Source organism: Pedobacter folensis (assembly GCF_056490665.1).
Genome location: NZ_JBWJIF010000001.1, coordinates 1,754,536 through 1,777,937, shown reverse-complemented (window position 1 = coordinate 1,777,937; position 23,402 = coordinate 1,754,536). Strand labels below are relative to the sequence as shown.

Here is a 23,402-nt window from a genome sequence, read left to right as displayed (position 1 = left end):
GTAAATCGGTGCTTCCGTGGCGAAAAATAGGCTTACCCAAATATCTTCCCTGATAAAACCATGGCCTCGTTCCATTTTTCCATGTTCAGATTCAAATTTTCTCCTTTCGTATTCAAAAAGGTAATTACATCTTCGGTTGCAATGTTACCGGTGAGGTCATCTGCAGCCATAGGGCAGCCGCCAAAACCTTTTAAAGCCGAATCAATGCGTTTTACGCCCGAATGATAAGCCGCTTCTATCTTTTCGAAACGCTCAGCAGGAGTGGAGTGCAAATGAATGCCAATTTCTGTGCGGCTAAACCGGGAAATGAGTTTAGGTAGAATATTTTCTATCTTTTCCGGTGTCGAAATGCCTACAGTATCTGCTAAAGATAAAATCTCCACACCTTTACTCACCAGTACATCAGCCCACTTTTCTACAATTTCGTAATTCCATTCATCGCCATAAGGATTACCAAAACCCATTGACAGGTAAACCACTGCTTTTTTATTGTTTTTGGCGCACAGAGAGAGCATTTCTTCCACTGTATTCAATGATTGTTCGATACTTGAATTGGTGTTGCGCTGCTGGAAGGTTTCTGAGATCGAAAATGGAAAACCAAGGTAATTTACCGCTTCATGTTTTACAGCGTCTTCTACGCCTCTTAAATTGGCTACAATGGCCAAAAGTTTGGTAGAAGTATTGCTTAAATCCAATTGTGCCAAAACTTCGGCTGTATCGGCCATTTGCGGAATGGCTTTTGGCGACACAAAACTTCCAAAATCGAGCGTGTCGAAACCAACCTGTAACAAAAGGTTTAAATATTCGGCCTTAAGTTTGGTTGGAACAAAATCGTGTAGTCCCTGCATGGCATCGCGTGGACATTCTACTAATTTGAAGTTGTTTTGGCTCATGTTTTTGGTTTAACCGCAAAATGCGCAAAGTTTTTCGCAAAGAAAAGAAGAAACAGGAAACAAATTTTTATCATCAAAGTTACCTTAAAGACTAAAGAAGACTAAAGACTAAGAAACCTTAACTTCTTCTTTTACTGTCGGTACCTCATTCCTATAATCAACACTACGGTCTTTGGCAAAGGTTCTGATAATTAAACGCGTTCCTCTATCGTAACTGAAATAACTCCACACCCAGTTTACGAAAACAATAATTTTGTTTCTGAAGCCCACCAAAGTCATTAAGTGAACAAACATCCAGGTAAACCAGGCGAAAACCCCTTGAAAACGGACTTTTCCAATATCTACCACCGCTTTGTTTCTCCCTACTGTAGCCATAGAGCCTTTATCGAAGTATTTAAATTTCTCTAAAGGTTTATTTTCTTTAATGTTGATCAGGTTTTTGGCCAAATGATGTCCTTGCTGGATGGCGGCAGGTGCAACCCCCGGGTGGCCATTAGGGGTTTCTTCATCAATAATAGCGGCAACATCGCCAATGGCATATACATTTGGGTAACCCACCACTAAATTTTGCGTATCCGTTTTCAATCTACCACCACGAACAATTTCTGCTTTATCTAAACCAGCCAGTACTTGTCCTTTAACACCCGCACTCCAAATTACCGTAGCACTCAAAATCGGTGGTTTGTCCTGTAAGGTTAGGGTATGACCGTCGTAACCTAGTACCCTGGTTTCGTTCATTACCTGAACGCCCATATCGGTAAGGAAATCTTTTGCTTTTTGCTGTGCCTGCGGCGACATGACGCCCAATAATTCCGGCGAATTTTCGATGAGGTAAATATTCACCTTACTAAAATCCATTTCGGGATAATCGTTCGGAATAACGTGTTTTTTCAGCTCGGCAATGGCTCCGGAGGTTTCAACTCCTGTCGGACCACCGCCAACTACCACAAAGTTTAATAGGGCACTCTTTTTATCTGCATCTTTTTCAATCAGCGATTTTTCGAAATTCTGTAAAATCAAACTTCTTAAATCCAATGCTTCCGGAATTGATTTCATGGGCATTGAATTGGCTTCAATTTCTTTATTGCCAAAGAAGTTACTGGTAGAGCCTGTGGCGATCACCAGATAATCGTAATTGATTCTACCGATATCGGTTTGTAAACAGTTTTCGGCAGCATTTACTTCGGTCACCTTGGTCACGCGAAAAATCAGGTTTTTTTGACCTTTAAAAATCTTGCGTAAAGGGAAAGCGATCGAATCGGCTTCCAAACCGCCTGTAGCTACCTGATAAAGTAAGGGCTGGAAAGTATGGTAGTTATGTTTATCGAGCATCACCACCTGAAAGGGTTTGTTTTTTAATCGTTTAGCTAACTCAATTCCGCCAAATCCACCGCCAACTATAACTACTCTAGGGTATTCGCTTTTAGGAAGTTGTAAATCCATTTTGTATCGGTTTATCTATTGCTAATGTAACAAAAAGATAGCCAAAAGGTTTAAAAAGTGAGGTTTTGGCAGTTATTCTGATTTAATCGTGAAGATATAACGCTGGTATGACGAACATGGGTTTTGTAGGTTTTAAGCACCATTTTAAGTTAATTAAACCTGATGGTAGTGGGCATCCCGATCCTTCATCGGGATAAAACGAACAGCAGGGCTATCGGAACCGAAGAGCTACAGGTATTGCTTTTCAAAAACCAAAAAATAAAACAGACCACTTTGTGTTCTTTGTGCCTTCTTGGTAACAAAAAAGCGCATAAAAAAAGCGCCCCGATAAATCGGAGCGCTTATATATTTTAAGAAAATTAATCTCTTATTTTTTCTCGGCTGAGCTACCCAAATCGATTACGATAGGAGTAGAGATACATAATGATGAATATGTACCGATGATACGGCCAATTAACAATGCGAAGATGAATCCACGGATGCTATCGCCACCGAAAATAAAGATTACCAATAACACGAAGAATACGGTTAATGAGGTTAAGATGGTACGACTTAAAGTACTGTTCAACGCGAAGTTGATTAAGTTGTTACGCGCTTCGCCATGTAAATCTTCTTTACCAGATTCTTTTAGTTTCTCACGGATACGGTCGAATACAACAACGGTCTCTGTCATGGTGTAACCCATTACCGTTAAAATTGCCGCGATAAAATCCTGACCAATTTCTAATGAGAATGGCATAATACCATCTAAAATAGTGTAGAAAGATAATACCATTAACACATCATGGAACAATGCGATTACCGCACCTAAACCATACTGCCATTTTTTGAATCGTACCACGATGTAGATAAACATGAATAAACATGAGATCAATACTGCGTAGAATGCACCGTTTACGATATCACTTGCAATGATAGGCGTTACTTTTTGTGAACTTACGATTTCATATTTAGAACCGGCTAAACCTTTGTTTAAAGCGTCTTCTACAACTTTATCAGTTTTAATGTCCTGATCTTCGATGTGGAAAGTAGTGGTGATTTTTACCTGACTATCTTCACCTGCAGTTTTAACCTCAGGCGTTTCGTTACCGAAAACAGGGTTTAACTTAGCTTTTAAATCTTCAGTGTTAACTGCTTTATCGAAGTGAACTAAATAAGTTCTACCACCTTTAAAGTCTACACCTAAGTTTAAACCGCCATTTTTGAAATACATACCAATACCGGCAATAATAATGATGGTAGAGATTACGTAGTAAATTTTACGACGGCCAACAAAGTTGAAACTGATGTTTTTAAAGGCGTTACGTGTAATGCTGTTATCGAAACTTACATCAATTTTGCGGTTTAATAACGATTCGAAAACTACTCTCGAAATGGCTACAGCTGCAAATAATGAAGAAAGGATACCGATACATAATGTAGTTGCGAAACCTTGAACCGGACCGCTACCGAAAACGTAAAGGATAGCACCTAAAATGAATAAGGTAACGTTTGAGTCAATAATTGATGGCATTGCATGTTTAAAACCCTCTTTAATTGCAGTAGCCGTGTTCTTGCCATGCGCAAGCTCTTCACGTACACGCTCAAAAATAAGGATGTTTGCATCTACCGATAAACCAATGGTTAATACGATACCAGCAATACCAGGTAAGGTTAATACTGCACCAAGTGATACCAAAATACCAATGATGAAGAATAAGTTGATTAACAATGCAAAGTTAGCAACCCAACCCGCACGGTGATAATACAACGCCATGAAGATTAAGATTACGATAAAGGCAATTACGAATGAGATTAAACCATCGTGAATAGCTTGTGCACCTAAAGTTGGACCAACTACGTAGCTACCTGCAATACGCGCAGGAGCAGGTAATTTACCAGCTTTTAAGATGTTAGATAAATCTTTAGTATCTGCTTGTGTAAAGTTACCGGTGATTGATGAAACACCACCAGCAATTTCGTTCTGAACGGTAGGTGCAGAATAAACCTGGTTATCTAGTACAATGGCAATAGATTTTTTGTTGTTTTGATCAGCGGCAGCTTCAGCAGTAATTTTTTTCCATTTAGCAGAACCTTCACTGGTCATGTACATGGTTACTTCTGGTTTACCTTTTTGATCAAAGTCAGCACGCGAATCGCTGATTGCCTCACCACCTAAATCTGGTTTACCATCAGCACTCACCACTTTAATTGCATATAATTCGAAAATTTTCGAACCTTCTCTAGGTTTAACGCTCCACATAAATTTCATCGTAGATGGAATAGATGCAGCAACTTCAGGAAGTTTTAAATAAGCATTAACCTTTGCAGTATCTTTTTGTAGCGACATACCCACAACTGCACCAGGCATTAATTGTTGTTGTCCGTTTTCACCCTGATAAATTGGAAGGTTAAGAACAGCATATAATGGGTTAGATTTAATCAGTTCGGCTTTAACCGCACTGGTATCTTTTTTACCTAAACCAGCAAGTTTGCCACCTTTAGCAGTAGTATCTTTAGTCGCAGCTTTTTCTAAACCGGCTAATTTACCACCAGCAGCAGCTGTTGTATCTTTAGTTGCAGGTGCATCAGTTTTTAATGTTGCAGCTAAAATTTTATTAATGTTTTCTAACAATGGCGCAACTTCCTGTACCTGGTATACTTGCCAGAACTGTAATTCGGCAGAACCTTGTAAAAGTTTAGCAATACGCTCTTTATCTTGTACACCTGGCATTTCGATTAAGATACGGTTACTACCTTCTTGTTTTTGCATGTTCGGACTCACTACGCCGAAACCATCGATACGTGAACGTAAAACTGTAAATGAACGATCGATAGCACTGGTTGCTTCTTTTTCTAAGAAAGATTCAACATCGCCATTGCTTGCGCTAGGTTTTAACTGAGATGCATTATCCTGGTTAGAAAAATAATCTGCAAGTTTTACTCCAGGGCTTAATTTTTCGAATTCATCAACAAAAATTTTGATGTAATCTTTACCACCGGCATTTAACTGGATCTGTGCATTCTGAACGGCTTTGTTAAAGTTAGCATCAGTAGGGTTACCCGCTAATGATTTAACCAACTCCGCTAACGATATCTCCATCGTTACGTTCATTCCGCCTTTTAAGTCTAAACCCAAATTAATCTCTTTCGCTTTTACCTCTTGATAAGTAAATCCAACTACAGGATAAACTTTCACGGTACTCATCGAATCTAAGTAAGCCTTTTCTTTGGCTAAATCACCCTTCGCAGCGTTTTTTGCGTCTTTTTCTACCTTGGATGCTACCAAAGTAAAAGAAAGTGCGTACGCACAAACGATAGCTAATACTATCGCTATAAACTTAATAAAACCTTTTCCTTGCATTGTTTGTTTAAAATAATTTTGTCTTTCGCTGTTTTTTAACAAGTCGGCAAATCTAATTAAATTTTTAAATTATAGAACCCCTTAATTGATAATTTATTAACATTAATTTTTATCGGGCAATAATCTCATTTTTTGTCTGCTAATCCTTTTACTAAATACCTGCATTTTGATGCTATCATGATTGGGAAAAGCAGGTGCAGCACTTTTGGCTTTGGTTAGGTCCCGCTAATGTTTCTGCCCCGATAGAAAAATCGGGGGCATCCACGTATATCGGGTTTAGCTGGCAGGGGAAGAAGCGCTTCTTTGAGATTACGTCATTGCGAGAAGGAACGACAGCCTGTCCCGACCTTTCGGGGGAGCAATCTTACAACGATCGCTGTTTGCTAAAGCGTTGAGATTGCTTCGTTGGCTGAAAAAGCCTCCTCGCAATGACGACCTAACAAATTAAATCCTTTCTAAAACCTCAAAAGTATAATCGTATTTATTCTTTTCGTCGGCCTGGTGCGGTTCGCTGCTTATTAATTTCCATTCGTTGCGGTCAATTTCAGGGAAAAAAGTATCCGCATCAAAATTATGATGGATGGTGGTTAAATAAAGGGTTTGTGTTTTTGGCAAGGCTTGTCTGTAAATTTCAGCGCCACCTACAATAAATACAGGTTTATCTTCCGTTTGGGTAATGGCTAAAGCTTCATCCAAACTGTTTACTACTTCAACGCCTTCAATTTTTAAATCCGGATCTCTGGTAATCACTATATTCCTGCGGTTTGGCAATGGTCTGCCTACAGAATCAAATGTTTTGCGACCCATTACTACGGTATGTCCCGATGTAGTTTGTTTAAAAAACTTTAAATCGGCCGGCATGTGCCATAAAAGCTGGTTGTTTTTGCCTATTGCAAAATTTTCGCCTACTGCTACAGCGATGGATAACCCCAACCCCTGAAGGGGCTTTTCCGTTCCATCGTTCAGCCCATCCGCCCCTAAAGGGGAACTTGAATTTCCATCGTTCATGTGTAGTGCTTAATCTCTATATTATTGTTTTATTGCTATCTTTTCCCTTATGTCTTTAGCTCCCCCCTTCAGGGGGCTGGGGGGGTTATACCGCCACTATTCCTTTAATATGCGGATGCGCTTCGTAATTCTCCAATGTAAAGTCCTCAAACTTGAAATCGAATATACTTTTCACCTCAGGATTGATTTTCATCGTGGGCAGCGGTTTTGGTTCGCGGCTTAATTGCAGGTTGGCCTGTTCGATATGGTTATTGTACAAATGTGCATCGCCAAGGGTGTGGATAAAGTCTCCGGCCTCTAAACCACATACCTGTGCGACCATCATGGTCAATAAAGCATAAGAAGCAATGTTAAAAGGTACGCCTAAGAAAATATCGGCGCTGCGCTGATATAACTGGCAGCTTAATTTTCCATCAGCCACATAAAATTGAAAAAAAGCATGACAAGGCGGCAAAGCCATATTTTCGATTTCAGCCACATTCCAGGCGGAAACAATAATCCTGCGCGAATCGGGGTTGTTTTTGATGGTATTGATGATATTGGTGATCTGATCGATGTGTTGTCCATCGGGTGTTGGCCAGCTTCTCCATTGCGAACCATAAACAGGTCCCAGGTTTCCGTTTTCGTCGGCCCATTCGTCCCAGATCCGTACGCCGTTATCTTTTAGGTACTTAATATTGGTATCGCCTGTTAAAAACCAGATCAGTTCGTGAATGATAGATTTTAAGTGCAGTTTCTTTGTGGTCACCATCGGGAAACCTTCCTGAAGGTTAAAACGCATCTGATAACCAAAAACGCTTATGGTTCCGGTTCCGGTACGGTCGTGCTTTTGAGCGCCATGATCAAGCACATGCTGCATTAAATCTAAATATTGCTTCATACTGTTCTGATAATTTACAAATATCTAAAATTTATCAGGTGTTCAGAATCATTTTTATACACACTGACTAATTGTTAACATTGATTGGGCTTAGTCCCGACGTGAAGCCGGGACATACATAAAATTTGTATGTTTGCAAAACGGGCCGGTTGCTGGTTTTGGCACTATGGACTCAGGACTATTGACTCACGACTAAAATGTTATCTTTTCCCAACGCAAAAATAAATCTTGGTTTAAATATCACCGAAAAACGTGCTGATGGTTACCATAACCTCGAAACGGTTTTTTATCCGATTAATATTAAGGATTCGGTCGAAATTACCGATGCGGAAGAAACATCGTGCAAAATTCATGGCATTGATATTCCCGGCGATGCGAATGATAACCTGTGTGTTAAAGCCTATCAACTCGTAAAAAAGGATTATGATATTCCGGCACAGCAGATTAATTTATTGAAAAATATCCCTGTGGGAGCAGGTCTTGGTGGCGGATCGGCAGATTGTGCTTTCCTGATTAAATTGTTGAATGAGAAATTCAGTTTAGGAATGTCGGTTGATAAGATGGAAGGTTACGCCCGCCAGTTAGGGGCAGACTGTGCTTTTTTTATCGAGAATAAACCAGTTTACGCGTTTAATAAAGGCGACGAATTTGAAAAGTGCGAAATAGATTTGTCAGCCTGGTTTAAAGTTTTGGTAAAACCGCCTGTACACGTGAGTACGGCTGATGCTTATGCGCAGGTAAAACCGCAAAAACCTTTGCAATCGTTAAAAGAAATCATACATTTGTGCCCAACAACATGGAAAAATAAGGTTATCAACGATTTCGAGCCATCGGTATTCGCAAAGTATCCCCAAATTCGTCAAATAAAAACCAGTTTATACGATGCAGGCGCAACATTCGCTTTAATGAGTGGCAGCGGTTCGTCGGTTTTTGCAATTTTCGACCATCCGGTTAAATTGCCCGAACTGGAAGAAAATAACTTAGTATTTTATAATATTTAAATTAAGGTAGAGGGTTGGAAGGTAGAAGGCTTAAGGTCTTGATACCTGATACTTAATACTCGGTACGATTAATATGAACATAAATCTGATCCGCAAGAGCGGTAAATTTAATTTTGAAGCAGAAAACGAGAGCGGTTTTACTGTAGAGTTGGATGCAAAGGCTGCCATTGGTGGCGAAGGAAAAGGTTTCAGACCTATGGAGATGTTACTGATTGGATTAGGCGGCTGTAGTGGCATTGATATGGTAAACGTATTAACCAAGCAGAAAGAACCACTTGATGATGTTAAAATAGCGATTAAAGCAACCAGGAAAGATGAAGAAATGCCGCCAATTTTTGACGTCATTGATATTCACTTTGATTTATTTGGCGATTTAAGTGTTCAAAAGGTGGAGCGTGCACTACAAATGACCTTCGATAAATATTGCTCGGTATCGAATATCTTGGGCCGCTCTGCAACCATTAATTTTACTTACAAAATAAATAAGGTGTAGGGGGAGGTTTAAGATGCAGGGTTTAAGGTGTAGGGTTCAATCTCATATCTCAAATCTCACATCTCACATCTCAAATAGTATCTCACATCTCAATACACATATCTTACAATACAATGAAATCCGAAAATTTTGAAACCATAGCTATACGCACTCAAACAGAACGCAGTTTACACAAAGAACATTCATCGCCTATTTATCTTACTTCGAGTTATAAGTTTGAGGATGCCGAAGAAATGCGTGCCTTGTTTGCAAACGAAAAAGAGGGGAATGTATATAGCCGTTATTCAAATCCAAATACATCAGAGTTTATCGAGAAAATGTGCCTGTTAGAGGGCGCAGAAGATGGTTTTGCCACCGCTACAGGCATGGCGGCTATTTTCACCACATTTGGTGCTTTCCTGAAAAATGGTGATCACCTGGTTTCCAGCAGATCGGTTTTTGGTTCAACACACCAATTATTAACCAATGTTTTTTCTAACTGGGGCGTTACTTTTGATTATGCCGATTTAGATAAACCACAGGATTGGGAAGCTTTAATTAAGCCGAACACCAAAATGATCTTTGTAGAAACCCCATCTAATCCAGGTATCGACATTATCGACCTTGAATTTTTGGGCGACCTGGCTAAAAAACACAACGTATTATTAGTTGTCGATAATTGTTTTGCCACACCGTATCTACAACAGCCGATTAAATTTGGTGCACACATTTCTATCCACTCGGCTACTAAATATATTGATGGTCAGGGACGTGTGTTAGGCGGCGTTATTTTAGGTACTAAAGAATTAATCGCTGATGTAATTGGTTTTGCCCGTCACAGTGGACCAGCATTATCACCTTTTAATGCATGGATTTTATCTAAAAGTTTAGAAACGCTGGCCATCCGTATGGACCGTCATTGCGAAAATGCTTTAAAGGTTGCCGAATATTTAGAAAAACACCCGAAAATTAAACTGGTTAAGTATCCGTTTCTACCATCACACCCTCAGTACGATATTGCCAAAAAGCAAATGAAACAGGGTGGTGGTATTGTAACCATTGTGGTTGAAGGGGGTATCGATGCTGCACGTAAATTTATGGATGGCCTGCAAATGTTCTCGATCTCAGCAAATTTAGCCGATACCCGTTCAATTGCAACACACCCTGCTACCAGTACGCATAGTAAACTTACTGAAGAGCAGCGTAATGAGGTGGGTATTGAACAAGGTTCTATCCGTTTATCGATCGGTTTAGAACATATCAACGATATTTTAGCCGATATTGAGCAGGCACTGGCTTAAGGCATGATATCGTCATTTCGACCGTAGTGGAGAAATCTTTGTACTATGATAAAAGATTTCTCCATTTCGCTACGCTTCAGTCGAAATGACGAATTTTCTCAAGGAGATAGATATAAAATGATGATATAGCCTCTTTTTGATTTGATTAAGGCTGCTATTCGTATTTTGAAAAATCTACGGCAAATATGCAACGGTTAACCTGACTGCCATTTTGAGCGCCTGCATTGGGTTCAAACTCAGTTAAGCTCCATAGATATCCGTATTGCGTTTCAAGATATAAGGATTCAGCACCGTAAGGCCATCTGTATCGTACGGTATTGGTATCACCATCGGTATATCTTGCTAAACGAGCGGTTGACCCATATGATTCGCTCGGTGATCCGGTGCAGGAAAGCCAGGTTCTGTTACCTTTTCTAAAAACGCCTTGTATGCCATGTGCATGATCTGAAGTAAACAGACTGTTTTTTGGAACCACGGTTTGTATACCCGAATTCTGCACTTCGCCGGATGCGTTGATGGGAAACCCGAATATTTTAGGTACAATCGATGCATCTGCACTTCCGGCATAATATTGCCCTGTCCATAATTGATTATTCTCATAATTTACCTGTACCGTTGAAAAAGGATCTGCCTCGTTAATTTTATAATAACCGATTTGTGGCAGTATGTACCGGTAATTAAAAGCATAAAGATTACCACTGGCGTCTTTGCCGCACTTATTTTCGGTACCCGTGCCAGCGCTTACTTCTATAATTTTATCTAAATCGAATACCCTTAAGCCTAAACTTGTGCTGCTTAAATAAATTTTACCATTAAAATAAGCTATCCCGCCGGCGTGCACATTTAAGGGAGCGTAAGTGCCATATTGCGTATAATCCAATGTGCCGGTTGGAAGGGTATGCTGTACCAGTAAAATATGTCGGTAAGTTAAATAGGTGCTCGAGCTTGGGCTGATATCGATCAGAGTTATTCTCGATCCTTTGCTCTCTGCCGCATCTTTGGCATACCAGCTGACCAATAAATAACGTACACCATTCCTCGAAAAACCGGCGATTCCCTGAGGGCGCCATATAGCGGTGGTTTCATCATCTTCATTCCACCTGATACCTCTTACCCTGTTTTCTTCAGGAACATTAAAGCCATATACTTCGGTGTAAGCACTGCCGCCAATGGCCTGGCGGTTTTTATCAATTTGTGTTGGGTTTAAAAATGAAAAACCGGTGCTGATGTAGCCTGATGTATTGGTATAGGCATTTACACTTACGGCAGCGCTGGTTGCTGCTGTGGTGGCCAGCAACCTATTTTTTTTAAGACTTGCGGTGTCGGTGTCCGCTTCATTTAAGGTATTCTTTTTACAAGATACAGCTAACAAACATGGGGCCAGTAGCATCCAGATGAGTTTTCTTTGCATGGGTTCTTTAAGTTTAATGGTTTTTTTAGGTGAATAACTATCAATGGTAAAATTGAAGCAATTTAAATGGTATATGTAAACTTAAACCTCAGGCGGTGTTAAGGATTGGTTATATTGCCAGCACATAGCGTAAGTTTCAAATGGAAATAGAACCGGTGGATTGTAATGAACTTTTTTCACCGAAAAAACTATATTTGATCAATTGATCAAAACGTAACTTTAATGAAATTAAATACTTTTATCCTTGTGCTTGGCTTAGCATTTTTTCTTATTGCTAAATCTACCTTCGCACAAGTAAGCCTGGTCCCGCAACCTGAATCACTTCAACTATTAAAAGGTAACTTTATTTTTTCTGCCAGCACCGCCATTTCAGCAAATACGGATAGTGTTTTTTCAATAGCCATCCGGGAGATCAATCTGCTTAAAAAAGCCAGGGCAAATGGAGTTGCCAATAAAATTTTGTTTACCAAGGATGCAAACCTAAAGCCAGAGGCTTATCGTTTGCGTATTTCGCCAACACAAATAACCATTGCGGTAAGTGATAAGTTAGGTGCCTTTTGGGCAGTACAAACCCTTAAACAGCTGGCGGCTGCCAATGCTTTTAAAACTGGTAATACCTGGAGTTTACCCGCATTAGAAATTAATGATCAGCCGAAGTTTTCATGGCGTGGTATCCATTTAGATGTTTCCCGTCATTTTTTTGATATCGATTATCTTCACCGTTTTATCGACCGGTTAGCCTTTTATAAGTTTAATAAGTTTCACTGGCACCTTACCGATGATCAGGGCTGGCGAATTGAAATCAAGAAATACCCTGAACTAACGGCAAAAGGAGCGTGGAGAAAATTAAATAACCAGGATTCTGCCTGTTTAAAACTGGCTGCTACCAATCCTGATTACAATATTCCGGAGAAACATTTTAAAATGATCGATGGAGAAAAAATGTATGGTGGGTTTTATACGCAGGAGGAGATCAAAGAACTGGTATCATATGCAGCTGGTAAAGGGGTAGAAATTATTCCTGAGATAGATATGCCCGGCCACATGCAAGCCGCAACAAAACTGTTCCCCTGGCTAACCTCAACCGGATCAGTGCAAAGGGAAAAAAGTTTTACCGATCCCATTTGTCCATGTAAGGAAACTACTTTTGAATTTGCTGAAAATATTTTCAGAGAGGTAGCACACTTGTTCCCCTCGAAGTATATTCATTTAGGAGCAGATGAGGTTGAAAAAAGTAGCTGGAAGAATATACCCGAATGTGAGGCCCTGATGAAGCGCGAAAACCTTAAAAATATCGATGAAATCCAGAGCTATTTTGTTAAACGCATGGAAAAATATTTCAATAGCCTGGGCAAAAAACTAATTGGCTGGGATGAAATTTTAGATGGTGGCGTTTCGCCAACGGCCACTATGATGTATTGGCGCACCTGGGTGCCAACAGCTCCTAAACATGCGGCAGAAAAAGGAAATCAACTCATTATGACTCCGGGAGAGTTTTGCTATTTTGATGCACAACAGGATGCACATTCGCTGCAAAAAGTGTATGGATTCAATCCAACTGGTTTCGGCCTTACCGCAAACGAACAAAAATATGTTTTAGGCGGACAGGCCAATCTCTGGACAGAATATATCCCTTCAGAACAAAGGCTGGAATATATGCTTTTTCCGCGCATGTTAGCAATGTCTGAAGTATTATGGGGGCATCAACAGAATTTCGAAACCTTTAGCAGGAAAATGGATCAGCAGTTTGCTGTTTTAGATGCGATGCATATCAATTACCGTTTTACCGATCTTAAAGGTTTTGCCGAAAATAATGTTTTTCTGAAATCGGCAGCGCTTAAAATCGAGGCACCCAAAAATGCTATCGTGCATTACACCACTGATGGAAGTACACCAAAAATCAGCTCTCCAACATACATTAAACCCATTTATATTGATCATACCCAGACGATAAAAGCGGCCATATTTGGTGCTGGCGGAAGGATGGGCGATGTTTTTACTGCCAATTATGTACAAACCGATTATGTGGATGCCGTATCGCTGAATAACCCAAAACCAGGTTTGAATTTTAGCTATTATCCGAAATTTTACAAGGTTGTAAATTTAATCGCAGAGGCTGATAAAACGAAATCCGCAACCACAGCGGCTATCGAAATTCCGGTGGAAGATAAAGCCGGAAGTTTTGCTACGCGCCATAAAGGTTTCTTTTATGCAGCCGAAGATGGTATTTATTCGTTCTTTCTCCGTTCTGACGATGGAAGTGTGCTTAAAATGCAAAATAAAACATTAATTGATAATGATGGAATGCACTTTGCCATTGAAAAATCTGCACAAATTGCGTTGAAAAAAGGCTACCATCCTTTTGAACTTTTGTTTCTGGAAGGCGGCGGCGGATATACCCTGGAGCTGGAATACAGCATTAATGCAGGAAAACGTAAGGCTGTATCTCCGGCAGATTTTTTTATAGAATAACGGAATATTTTTTTACGATGAGCGACATTGCTTTTATTCTTTCCGAGCTGGAAGCCATCAGTGAGCCTGAGTATTTAAAAAAGATGGCTCATTTTGGAATCGATACTTCCAGGGCTTTTGGTATTCGCGTGCCTAATATCCGCAAGCTGGGCAAGCAGATTGGTAAAAACCAGGAGCTGTCTTTACTGCTTTGGGAGACCGGATTTCATGAAGCCCGGCTTTTAGCAACATTTATAGGCGATTATAAAGAAGTCGGAGAAGCGCAAATAAACGCATGGACGAAAGATTTTAACTCTTGGGATATATGTGATCAGGCTTGCGGAAATCTTTTTGTTAAAACGCCTTATTTTAAGTCGAAGGTTTTTGAGTTTGCTCAGGCCGAAGCGGAATTTGTGAAACGTACCGGTTTTGTGTTAATGGCCGAGGCGGCTGTACACCTTAAAAAAGAACCCAATGAAACTTTTTTAAGTTTCCTTCCGGTTATTGAAAGAGAGGCTTATGATAACCGGAATTTTGTTAAAAAGGCCGTCAACTGGGCGCTGAGGCAGATTGGTAAACGAAATGTTTTTCTGCATGAGTATGCCATCGAAACCGTTAACAATATCCTTGCTCAAAACAACAAAAAAGCAAACTGGGTAGCTTTAGATGCCTTGAGGGAGCTTAATAGCGATGCCGTACTGGCAAAGCAAGGGCTTTAGTACATCAGGTTTTAAACCGCTTACCGCCAAACGCTTCTCGCCAAACGCTTCTCGCCAAACGCTTCTCGCTAAACGCTTCTCGCCAAACTTTCTTACCCTACATCAACGTCTGCCAAACTTCGCTGCTGTAAATTTGTATCATAAATAAGAAAGGAAATTTATGTCACAGTTTATTTTGCACAAAGAAAACACCCGCGGTCATGCTAATCATGGTTGGTTAGATGCACACCATTCATTCAGTTTTGCTAATTATTACAATCCGGAAAGGATGCACTTCGGCGTTTTAAGGGTTTTAAATGATGACAGTATTGATGGTGGAATGGGCTTTGGCTCGCACCCACACGATAACATGGAAATTATTACCATTCCATTAGCAGGTGCAATTGCACACAAAGATAGTATGGGTAACTCAGCCGTAATTAAAAACGGAGAAATTCAGGTAATGAGTGCCGGAACAGGAGTTAGCCACAGCGAGTTTAATGCAAATGCAGATGAACAATTAAATTTATTGCAGATTTGGTTATTTCCGAACCAGAAAAACGTTACCCCACGTTACGATCAGCAAACTTTAGATGTTGCAGCAAGGCACAATAACTTCCAGCAGATTTTATCGCCAAACGCGGATGATGCCGGTATATGGATCCATCAGGACGCCTGGTTTTCGTTAGGAAAGTTTGATGAAGGTTTTGAAACCACATACCAAATCAAAAAAGCGGGAAACGGTGTTTATGCGTTCGTCATCAGCGGAGAAGTTACCATTAACGGACAGGTGTTGAGCAAAAGAGATGGATTAGGTGTTTGGGATACCGATAGCATCAGTTTTAAAGCCAATACTGCAGATGCAGAGGTTTTATTGATGGACGTTCCGATGGAATTGAATTAATTTAGAAGAATCGTCATTTCGACTGTAGTGGAGAAATCCTGAAGTAGAGATCAGGTATTTCTCCACCTTACTGCCAATGAAAAAATTGGTATTTCAGTCGGAATGACGATTTTTTTTGATCTACAACGATATTGCTTAAATTTAAAATATGCAAACTACTATACTTTATATCGGCCGCGATACAGAAATTACCGCAGTGATGAACCGCTTGTTAAATGCCCGGCCCGAATGGAAGGGTTTATGTGTTTGTAAAAATGAAGAAGCCATTTCCATTTGTAAAGAACAACAGGTAGATCTGGTTTTACTCGGAAACGGTATCGAAGCCCATTCGGAAGCCGAATTAAAAACCATACTACTTGCTTTAAGACCAGGGTTGAAAATTATCCAGCATTATGGTGGGGGTAGTGGCTTGTTGTATGGTGAGATCATGACCGCGATAAGCTAGGATTTTTAAGATGATAGGGTTTCAAAATCAGGGCTCATAAAATTCACTTCTTATCGGGCCCTAAATCTTGCTATCCCTAGATCACATTGGCCCTAAAATATATATTTATTATGCATTATTTGTATACTTAAGTCTTGCCATTCTCAGATCATACTAGTCATGTCTCTTGTTATCCGCGTGCTTCGTATTATAAACTCTTTTAAAAGTTAAGCTCCTACTTCCAAAATTGATTAACAATCCTACAGGCAGTTTATATGCTTCAAGGTAGTTAATCGCTTGGGCAAGATGTGCATCATTTAATTCTGATACAGCTTTCAATTCTAACATAATCGTATTTTCAACAAAAAAATCTACCCTTCTATATCCAATTTTTATATCACGATAAAAAATATTCATTATCATTTCTTCCTTGTAGGATAATTTCTCTATCCTCATTTCGATACCCAAGGCTTTTTGATAAATCTTTTCTTGAAAACCTGAACCTAGAAAAGAGTGGACTTTCATCGCGCACCCAATAATTCGGCCTGTTAAATCGCCATATTTCATATTAATAAATTAAAATTTACTGTAAGAAATAGGGATTCTCTTGTGAACTAAGATAAACTATATAATCCTAAAGTGCAATAATACTTAAACACAATGATCCTGAAATCCTGAAGCGCAATGATTCTGAAATTAATAATATTGGAAACATCATGATCTGAAATCCTGAAGCATGAAGCGCGATAATCATGGAATCCAATAATGCTGAAACATCATGATCCGAAATCTTGAAGCACAATGATCCTGAAATCTTATAATTCTATTCAATCCTGGCCCTAGCTAATATAATCTCTATCCTCGTCGCTCAATTCTTTTTTGTTCGAAACCGGTTGATTTCTTTCGATCTCATCATCATAACTGCTCACTGTTTTTCTGGGACGACCCACCACAAAACCGATAATAAAACCGATGATGATGCAAACACCAATAACCAAAAGTTTAGATACCGGAACTGTGGTAACCAGGAAATCAAAATCAACAGGTTCGGTATTCACCATTAAAAATATGGTCAGCAATGCAGTCAGGATAATGATGGAAATTGTTTTTGCGCTCATGGTTTTAAAAGCTATAATTAAATGAAAACTCTAATATCGGATTTTGATTGTAAATCTGATTAACAAAAACCAATCTCGCTCCTAAATCTACAACAGGCTGATAGCGCAAAAGGTTTACACTTGTGTTCAATTCTATCCCATAAGTTTTCGGATCGTTAAAGGTTGTGCCCTTCCCAATGTTTTCGTAATGGCAAAATAAACCTGCCCTAAAATTTCTGACGTAAGCTAAAGGCCCCAACTCCCAATCCGGAAAAGCAAAGGGAAAACGGTAGTTAAAAAGCAAACTGTTTTGTAATGTGCTTTTCGCTAAAATATTGTTGTACCCATAAACAGTTGCAATCTCGGTTGCGTACTGATTTACCCCACTTGCTTTTTGGTAATTGAAGCTTGCCAAAAAGGAATGGTTTTTTGCAAGGCCTGGAAAGTAAAGGAAACTTTCGAGTGCTAAGATTTCTCCTTTTAAGTTTTTGTCAAAAGGCTGGTGATTATAAGTTGCCCTGAACACTTGTGCCCACTTTGGTGCAATGTCTCTTTCGGTAGTGCGCACACTGTGGTTGAAAGTGAAATTATATTCCATCGGAAATTTGAGCTCGCGGATAAAACCGGTAGGCATGTTTTCGGGCATGTACCTTTGCGTAAAACTGGTCGCTGCATTTAGGGTGAAAGCATAGTTCTGATTGCGGGCATTAAACGAAAGCGGAACCGATGCATTAAGTTTGATGTAGTTCTCTCTCCAATCGCCCTGTTGTGTCGCGTTTTTAGCTCTGTAGAACGTTCTTTTCGGACGGTTGCGGTACAATACACTAAATACAGGATAAAGTGCCTTATAGATGATGTCTGCTGTGTACTCAAAACGTTTTAAATCGCGATGGTATTTTGCGCCTGTATAAAAGTCCATCGTGTTGAGCAGATTGTTCGATTGCAGCTCCAGGCCGAAAAGATATTCGTTATCGATAACCGGAATAATACTGTGGAAGCTGAAAAGGTTTAAGGTTTGATGGTAGCGTTTAGCCTGGTAGGTGCTGTCTGGAATTTTGTCGAAAACATTCCCCACATTTTCCTGCTTTTCTGCAGCAGCCGAAAAATCTACAAAGTTATTTTCGCCGACTGGTTTTTCGGATAAGGCTGCCTCCGCAATTTCGTAACCATTGATTTTATAATTGTTAAAAATGATTTTTCCATCAGCAGTTTCGCTGGCGTTAAAGGCTCCATATTTCGAAGCACTAAGGGCATTTATTTTTTTCGAAACAGGATCTATGCTGTAGATATTGTCGATGCCGTTAAAGTGTGCATTGAAAACAATTTTGTTGTTGATGAAAACCGGGCGGCTGAGCTGTTGCCTGCTGTTCGAAATCAGCTGAATTTTTTTTTCTCCGTCAATCAGCCATAAACTTTTTCCTTTCTCAGTTACACCGATATAGGCAACCTTATTTCCTGATTCATCAAAGGAAGGTGTCTGCAGGATTTCGTTTTCAAGATTGGGGTAGGTCTTTAAAATTTTTCCTGAAGCTGCATCTAACTCTACCAAATTAAACTGATTGTTCAGCTCCACTTTTGAAGCGATGATTTTCTTCCCGTCGTTAGAAAGGCTGGGCGAGAAGAGCCTGCTTTTGCTGCTTAATTTTTTGAATTTTTTAGTCTTTAAATTGTAGGAACAGATGACGCTATAACTCCGTTGTTTGTAACGCGGATCGTAGCGTATTTCATCCCAAACCAAAAGCTCATTTTTTAAAGTAAACCATGGCTGTTCCTGGTAACCGATTCCGAATAATTTTTGCTCTGATTTATCTTCGTTAATAACTACAAAATAACGTGCATCAGTCTTGCTTTCTTTGAGTGCCAAAACCTGGTTTTTGTTTAGCCGTACAGGAAGAAAATAATCCGTTGCCAGAGCGGGTTTTTTATTTAAGCTTTCATAGCTTTCTGTAACCGATTTTTCTTCCTGTATTTTCCATTTTTCAGCAAGCTTGTTTTGAGTGGAAAGAAAGTAAGTTCTGGAGTTTTGTTTCGTGAATTTTTTTAAGCTCTGCGAAAAGGGGTACAATCTTACAGGCCTTTTTCTAATGTCGCTAAGTAGGCTGTCGGAAATGAACTGACCATATTTTTCTTTCATATCCGATACCATCAAATATCCGGTTTGGTAATAGCCGGGAGTAACGTCTTTGTTCGAACCGAAATAGGCCTTGCTGTATGATATTTTTTTGCCTTCCAAAATTGAAGCCCGGTATGGCATGATCCAGTTGGGCTGCCGGCCCCGGCCCGAATTGGTCAAAGCGGTTTCGTTAACCACTGCATCACCTTCGAAAAACCAGGTAGGGATGCCTGCCCCGAAGTAAGCGAAGTAAACCAGTTCAGGAAAGGGATGTGCCTTTGTTCCTGTCAATTTGTCAAACTGGGCAATGTGCCTAAGCTCATGCACCGCCAGGTTATTTAGCCAATCCTGACTGTCGAAAAACTGGGGTGGGGTTGCATAGAATTCAGACTTCCTGGGTGCCAGCTGAACAAAGCCATTTGCTACAGTTCCGCGGTTCTGCAAGAGGAGTGGAATGGTGGTTTTTTGCTGCCTTAAACCCAGTCCTATTTTCGGGTAGATGAAGGGTAGGGTATTGGCCATTCTTTGGGCTTCTTTCTCCAGTTCTTGCGGATAGATGATTTTAAAGCCCCCTGCAGAAATATAGTTCCATTTTACACTAAGTGGGTTTTGTGCAGTGCTGAAAATCTGGCCAAAAACCGATAGTGATGTAAAGATTAAAGTAATAGAACTTAAATACTTGATAATTAGTTTCTTGTTTGATATGTTTAAATTCATCTAAATTCTTTGCTAAAATATTTAGTTTTTTAAAATTTGCAACTGCTAATATTTGTAAATTTTTAATTGATGTAAAATTATTTAAGTTATTGATTTTTAAATATTAATGAAATTTATATAAATCCTTAATTTGTTGGTTTTACCTCTAATTTTTATTTCTTTTTATGGCTGATTTGTGCTCAAGTCAGTATTTTTAATTGCTTTGATTTTATTGATTTAATTTACACTTATTAATCGATTTTCTTTGAAAATTTTAACGCCTTTTTTAATTGGTGTATGGTTTTTTAGAAATCGGCAAGGCAAAGGCAATGGCTTAAAGTGTGTCTTTATTTGATAAGTTTTGCTGCTATTTTTTGGTTCTTTAATGCGGGAAAAACAGTCAGGATTTTAGCTCGAATAATCCGCTTTAAAATTGAATTCAGCAGGTCTGAATTTTGCTAAATCATCACATGGTATCTGTCAGATTTTGAGGCAAAAGTTAAGGGTTGAATGCGGCCTTCAAAATTTTTGTGCATGCGCTGGATTAGATTGTGGTGACAAAATGTCTTTATTTTTTAGCGATTACTTAACCTGTATGCTGGTAATCTTTTAGCTCGTTTTCAGTATGTGCTACCTGATTTTGATCAATAATCGGAAAGCAAAATGCCCATTCGATCACCAAAATTGATCGCTTTAATGGGGTTTGGAGCATGGTTTTTACGCCCATTTTCTTGCTTAAAATTTGATCTTAAAGATGAAAATTGTATGTTTTTTTGCTGTTTAAGCGCCCGAAATCGATAATAATTTGGCCTTATAATGCGATTTCCTGACGATATTCGTGAATAATGGTGTTTTCAGGTAATTTTAAATGGAATTTCATTTTTGTTTAAAAAATGCTGTTTATGGTGGTTTAAAAGCAGTTTTTTACTGTTTTTGTCTTTGTTTTTTTAAAATTGAGAATGGACTGCTTTTTCTCTCGTACCTGGTGAAAAGCATACTAAAATTTGGTTTTATAGCCGTGATTTTCGTCCATATTTTTGCGCTTGGCAATCGTAAAGTGGCCTGTATTTTTCGTGTTTCTAAAGAAGGTTTTGATGAAATCCAAAACCATTGTCGATTGAAGACTGAACTTTTAAGACAAGTTATCACCTTTCCCTATAGCGCCTTTAACTCCGAGTGTTGTGAAGTTTCAATAGAAAATACCTCATGACAATTACCACTATCAAGTATTGTTTTTGGCCATATTTCTTGTTTGTTTTGGAGGTGTTTTTCGTTGAATTGGATGAACTTTTTTATAGTGATTTAATCATCTTATCTAGCTGCTTTTTTTGAGTTTTATACCGTTCAATTGGGCGAGGATTTTTGCTAAATAATGTCGTAGATTTTTATTCTTTTTGGGGGCTTTATAATTGAAAGAAATGGCTGGTCATGAGCTTGAGTGTAGCTTAAAATTAAGCTGGTATTTTTGACTTAATTTAGCTGCTGATTTGATTGGTTTTTACATTTAAGTTCTCCGGTATTTTGGCTCCAATTCTGGTTTGTTATCGGTGGGTGTTGAGTGGTATTTAAGCGTTTTTTATCGTGCGATGGTTTTGGTTGTGAAGCTTACAAGTAGGTCTTGATCTGGTGTGGTACAGCCAAATTTTAAAGTTATTTATTTAGTGTTTTGTTGACCCTTATCTGATCTTATTACATAAATGAGCGTCTGCTTGGTTTACTAGAAAAACGCAGGGAGAAGTAATTAAATTCCATTGTTTGATTCGCTTTAGCTCAATGATTTTAAATGATGCTGGGTCACTTTTTTTTATGGTTCTTGTCCTTCATTCCTTAATCGGAAAATGGACTATAACGGTTTTTTGATCAGTAAGGAGTTAAGAAAGTTGAGCGTTTGAGTCCCGCAGATTATGTTCAAATTTTCTGTGAAGAGGTATTAAGAATATCGTTGTAAACTGTGTTCACTTTCGATTTTATACTGCTGAATAGACTCCATTTTAATGCTCGTCAATCTCTTCGATTACAACTATTCTTTTGTTCTGATGGTGTGATTGAAACTGACCTTGCAGTAAAGTTGAACATCAAGATCTTTATATCGTAAGGTATCGGTTTGCTGTGTATACTCATTTGTTTTTGCACCTGTATATAAGCTCATCTAGATGCCTTTGGGAGATCAGGTTCACCTTAAAATGATGCGCTGTGATAAGCTTTCTCCTTTTGTTTTTGCCTGACCTGTATAAAGAAATTTAACGCTGAAGTTTTAAGTATTTTATAACCAGGAAAGAGGAGCAGGCAACAATAGGAACGATTTAAAAATTGATCCGGTTGGTATAAAGCTATATAGAAATTTAAATGGTTTTTGTCAAAACCGGGAATATTCTCGAAGGGGGATTTACAGTTGGTTCTTCCTTTTTTTATAAATCGGATATAGAAAAATAGAAGCCAGAATAATGGTTGCGCCTATATAAAATCCACCTGTCATCTGCTCTTTATTTTGAAAGAAAATGAAGGCCAATACGATTCCGTACACGGGTTCCAGATTGGTAATTAACGCTACCCTAAAAGCCGATAAAGTTCTCATTACCGCAACACCGGCAACGTACGCAACAGATGTACAAAGTGTGCCAAGAAGAGCAAGATAAAACCAGTCTTTAGCGCTTAAGTTGAAAGCTGTGTTCAGCAGCGTTCCATCGTATAAACGGTATAAAGTGATCCAGAAGAAAGCGCCTACCAGTTCATAAAAACTAATGATAGACGGTTCGCTTTTTTGAACCAGGGTTGAATTTATAGTTGAAAAAAGACTCGAAGCTACCGCTGCCAGTAAGCCAAAAATAATGCCCAGGGTATATTTACCTTCAAATTTAAAGATCATGTATATGCCCAATATGATGAGTAAACCGATTAAAATATCGCCCATTTGTATGGGTTGTTTTTTAATCAGCGGTTCTAAAATTGCGGTAAATAAAGTGAAGGAAGAGAGGCAAACCAAAGTGACCGAAACAGTAGAAACTTTAATGGCATGAAAAAAAAATATCCAGTGAATGGCTACAATTCCGCCGGTTAAAAAGAATTGGATAAACTGTTTTTTGGTGATCTTAATGTTCTTTTTGGTGATTAAAAACCAGGCGAAAAGTGTGGTGGATGCAATTAAAACCCGGTACCATACCATAGGCACTGCATCAATAGAAATTACTTTACCCAGTACGCCTGTAAAGCCCCAAACCAACACCGTAAGGTGAAGGATCAGTAAATTCTTTTTGGTAGCTTCCATTG

The 23,402-nt window shown here is 39.1% G+C and carries 18 protein-coding genes; 7 read left to right on the top strand and 11 right to left on the bottom strand.

From position 1 onward, the window contains the following. Nucleotides 1-32 precede the first annotated feature (32 nt). The 5 genes from AC04QZ_RS07005 to AC04QZ_RS06985 all read right to left on the bottom strand — a co-directional run bounded on the left by AC04QZ_RS07005 (nt 33) and on the right by AC04QZ_RS06985 (nt 7,567). Nucleotides 33-893 carry a hydroxymethylglutaryl-CoA lyase gene (locus AC04QZ_RS07005; protein WP_478357153.1) on the bottom strand — a complete coding sequence of 287 codons (861 nt, stop codon included), beginning with the start codon at nt 891-893 and terminating at the stop codon, nt 33-35. Nucleotides 894-1,001: 108 nt separating this feature from the next. Beyond that, entirely contained in the window at nt 1,002-2,336 is a 1,335-nt protein-coding gene (locus AC04QZ_RS07000) for an NAD(P)/FAD-dependent oxidoreductase (RefSeq protein ID WP_478357152.1), read from the bottom strand. Between the two features lie 367 nt (nt 2,337-2,703). Further along, on the bottom strand, nt 2,704-5,679 hold the full coding sequence (secDF, locus tag AC04QZ_RS06995) for a protein translocase subunit SecDF (RefSeq protein ID WP_478357151.1): 2,976 nt from the start codon (nt 5,677-5,679) through the stop codon (nt 2,704-2,706). 444 nt (nt 5,680-6,123) lie between these two features. Beyond that, nucleotides 6,124-6,687 carry a dihydrofolate reductase gene (locus tag AC04QZ_RS06990; protein WP_478357150.1) on the bottom strand — a complete coding sequence of 188 codons (564 nt, stop codon included), beginning with the start codon at nt 6,685-6,687 and terminating at the stop codon, nt 6,124-6,126. Nucleotides 6,688-6,772: 85 nt separating this feature from the next. Next, entirely contained in the window at nt 6,773-7,567 is a 795-nt protein-coding gene (locus tag AC04QZ_RS06985; protein ID WP_478357148.1) for a thymidylate synthase, read from the bottom strand. A 197-nt stretch (nt 7,568-7,764) separates the two neighbouring features. On the opposite strand from AC04QZ_RS06985, the gene ispE reads away from it, so the two are divergent. From ispE to AC04QZ_RS06970, 3 genes are all read left to right on the top strand, one after another. Beyond that, nucleotides 7,765-8,568 carry a 4-(cytidine 5'-diphospho)-2-C-methyl-D-erythritol kinase gene (gene ispE, locus AC04QZ_RS06980; protein WP_478357147.1) on the top strand — a complete coding sequence of 268 codons (804 nt, stop codon included), beginning with the start codon at nt 7,765-7,767 and terminating at the stop codon, nt 8,566-8,568. Between the two features lie 73 nt (nt 8,569-8,641). Continuing rightward, nucleotides 8,642-9,061 (top strand): OsmC family protein, encoded by a 420-nt coding sequence (locus AC04QZ_RS06975; RefSeq protein WP_086547092.1) that lies wholly within the window; start codon nt 8,642-8,644, stop codon nt 9,059-9,061. Nucleotides 9,062-9,174: 113 nt separating this feature from the next. Beyond that, nucleotides 9,175-10,341: a trans-sulfuration enzyme family protein gene (locus tag AC04QZ_RS06970; RefSeq protein ID WP_086547091.1), complete on the top strand. Its 1,167-nt coding sequence runs from the start codon at nt 9,175-9,177 to the stop codon at nt 10,339-10,341. 154 nt (nt 10,342-10,495) lie between these two features. Here the strand turns inward: AC04QZ_RS06970 and AC04QZ_RS06965 are convergent, their stop codons facing one another. Further along, a complete protein-coding gene (locus tag AC04QZ_RS06965; protein ID WP_478357146.1) occupies nt 10,496-11,752 on the bottom strand; it encodes a hypothetical protein in 1,257 nt (418 codons plus the stop codon). 222 nt (nt 11,753-11,974) lie between these two features. Between AC04QZ_RS06965 and AC04QZ_RS06960 the strand changes: the two genes are divergently transcribed. From AC04QZ_RS06960 to AC04QZ_RS06945, 4 genes are all read left to right on the top strand, one after another. Next, nucleotides 11,975-14,224: a family 20 glycosylhydrolase gene (locus AC04QZ_RS06960; RefSeq protein ID WP_478357145.1), complete on the top strand. Its 2,250-nt coding sequence runs from the start codon at nt 11,975-11,977 to the stop codon at nt 14,222-14,224. A gap of 17 nt (nt 14,225-14,241) precedes the next feature. Further along, nucleotides 14,242-14,922 carry a DNA alkylation repair protein gene (locus tag AC04QZ_RS06955; protein WP_478357144.1) on the top strand — a complete coding sequence of 227 codons (681 nt, stop codon included), beginning with the start codon at nt 14,242-14,244 and terminating at the stop codon, nt 14,920-14,922. A gap of 160 nt (nt 14,923-15,082) precedes the next feature. Continuing rightward, nucleotides 15,083-15,805 carry a pirin family protein gene (locus AC04QZ_RS06950; protein ID WP_478357143.1) on the top strand — a complete coding sequence of 241 codons (723 nt, stop codon included), beginning with the start codon at nt 15,083-15,085 and terminating at the stop codon, nt 15,803-15,805. A gap of 148 nt (nt 15,806-15,953) precedes the next feature. Beyond that, nucleotides 15,954-16,250 carry a hypothetical protein gene (locus AC04QZ_RS06945; protein ID WP_478357142.1) on the top strand — a complete coding sequence of 99 codons (297 nt, stop codon included), beginning with the start codon at nt 15,954-15,956 and terminating at the stop codon, nt 16,248-16,250. 153 nt (nt 16,251-16,403) lie between these two features. On the opposite strand, the gene AC04QZ_RS06940 is transcribed toward AC04QZ_RS06945, so the two are convergent. The 5 genes from AC04QZ_RS06940 to AC04QZ_RS06920 form a co-directional block, all read right to left on the bottom strand. Continuing rightward, nucleotides 16,404-16,796, bottom strand: a complete 393-nt coding sequence (locus AC04QZ_RS06940) for a GxxExxY protein (protein ID WP_478357141.1) — start codon at nt 16,794-16,796, stop codon at nt 16,404-16,406. A gap of 272 nt (nt 16,797-17,068) precedes the next feature. Continuing rightward, a complete protein-coding gene (locus AC04QZ_RS06935; RefSeq protein ID WP_086547085.1) occupies nt 17,069-17,347 on the bottom strand; it encodes a LapA family protein in 279 nt (92 codons plus the stop codon). A gap of 4 nt (nt 17,348-17,351) precedes the next feature. After that, a complete protein-coding gene (locus tag AC04QZ_RS06930; RefSeq protein ID WP_478357140.1) occupies nt 17,352-20,156 on the bottom strand; it encodes a hypothetical protein in 2,805 nt (934 codons plus the stop codon). A gap of 1,999 nt (nt 20,157-22,155) precedes the next feature. Continuing rightward, nucleotides 22,156-22,284: a hypothetical protein gene (locus AC04QZ_RS06925; protein WP_478357139.1), complete on the bottom strand. Its 129-nt coding sequence runs from the start codon at nt 22,282-22,284 to the stop codon at nt 22,156-22,158. Nucleotides 22,285-22,521: 237 nt separating this feature from the next. Next, the gene (locus AC04QZ_RS06920) at nt 22,522-23,400 is read right to left on the bottom strand and encodes a DMT family transporter (RefSeq protein WP_478357138.1); all 879 of its coding nucleotides are present in this window, start codon (nt 23,398-23,400) and stop codon (nt 22,522-22,524) included. Nucleotides 23,401-23,402: the final 2 nt, after the last annotated feature.

Excerpts from the sequence above, each read along its gene's own strand:
- AC04QZ_RS07005 (WP_478357153.1), bottom strand. The coding sequence starts at position 893 with ATGAGCCAAAACAACTTCAAATTAGTAGAATGTCCACGCGATGCCATG.
- AC04QZ_RS07000 (WP_478357152.1), bottom strand. The coding sequence starts at position 2,336 with ATGGATTTACAACTTCCTAAAAGCGAATACCCTAGAGTAGTTATAGTT.
- secDF (WP_478357151.1), bottom strand. The coding sequence starts at position 5,679 with ATGCAAGGAAAAGGTTTTATTAAGTTTATAGCGATAGTATTAGCTATC.
- AC04QZ_RS06990 (WP_478357150.1), bottom strand. The coding sequence starts at position 6,687 with ATGAACGATGGAAATTCAAGTTCCCCTTTAGGGGCGGATGGGCTGAAC.
- AC04QZ_RS06985 (WP_478357148.1), bottom strand. The coding sequence starts at position 7,567 with ATGAAGCAATATTTAGATTTAATGCAGCATGTGCTTGATCATGGCGCT.
- ispE (WP_478357147.1), top strand. The coding sequence starts at position 7,765 with ATGTTATCTTTTCCCAACGCAAAAATAAATCTTGGTTTAAATATCACC.
- AC04QZ_RS06975 (WP_086547092.1), top strand. The coding sequence starts at position 8,642 with ATGAACATAAATCTGATCCGCAAGAGCGGTAAATTTAATTTTGAAGCA.
- AC04QZ_RS06970 (WP_086547091.1), top strand. The coding sequence starts at position 9,175 with ATGAAATCCGAAAATTTTGAAACCATAGCTATACGCACTCAAACAGAA.
- AC04QZ_RS06965 (WP_478357146.1), bottom strand. The coding sequence starts at position 11,752 with ATGCAAAGAAAACTCATCTGGATGCTACTGGCCCCATGTTTGTTAGCT.
- AC04QZ_RS06960 (WP_478357145.1), top strand. The coding sequence starts at position 11,975 with ATGAAATTAAATACTTTTATCCTTGTGCTTGGCTTAGCATTTTTTCTT.
- AC04QZ_RS06955 (WP_478357144.1), top strand. The coding sequence starts at position 14,242 with ATGAGCGACATTGCTTTTATTCTTTCCGAGCTGGAAGCCATCAGTGAG.
- AC04QZ_RS06950 (WP_478357143.1), top strand. The coding sequence starts at position 15,083 with ATGTCACAGTTTATTTTGCACAAAGAAAACACCCGCGGTCATGCTAAT.
- AC04QZ_RS06945 (WP_478357142.1), top strand. The coding sequence starts at position 15,954 with ATGCAAACTACTATACTTTATATCGGCCGCGATACAGAAATTACCGCA.
- AC04QZ_RS06940 (WP_478357141.1), bottom strand. The coding sequence starts at position 16,796 with ATGAAATATGGCGATTTAACAGGCCGAATTATTGGGTGCGCGATGAAA.
- AC04QZ_RS06935 (WP_086547085.1), bottom strand. The coding sequence starts at position 17,347 with ATGAGCGCAAAAACAATTTCCATCATTATCCTGACTGCATTGCTGACC.
- AC04QZ_RS06930 (WP_478357140.1), bottom strand. The coding sequence starts at position 20,156 with ATGAATTTAAACATATCAAACAAGAAACTAATTATCAAGTATTTAAGT.
- AC04QZ_RS06925 (WP_478357139.1), bottom strand. The coding sequence starts at position 22,284 with ATGAGCTTATATACAGGTGCAAAAACAAATGAGTATACACAGCAAACC.
- AC04QZ_RS06920 (WP_478357138.1), bottom strand. The coding sequence starts at position 23,400 with ATGGAAGCTACCAAAAAGAATTTACTGATCCTTCACCTTACGGTGTTG.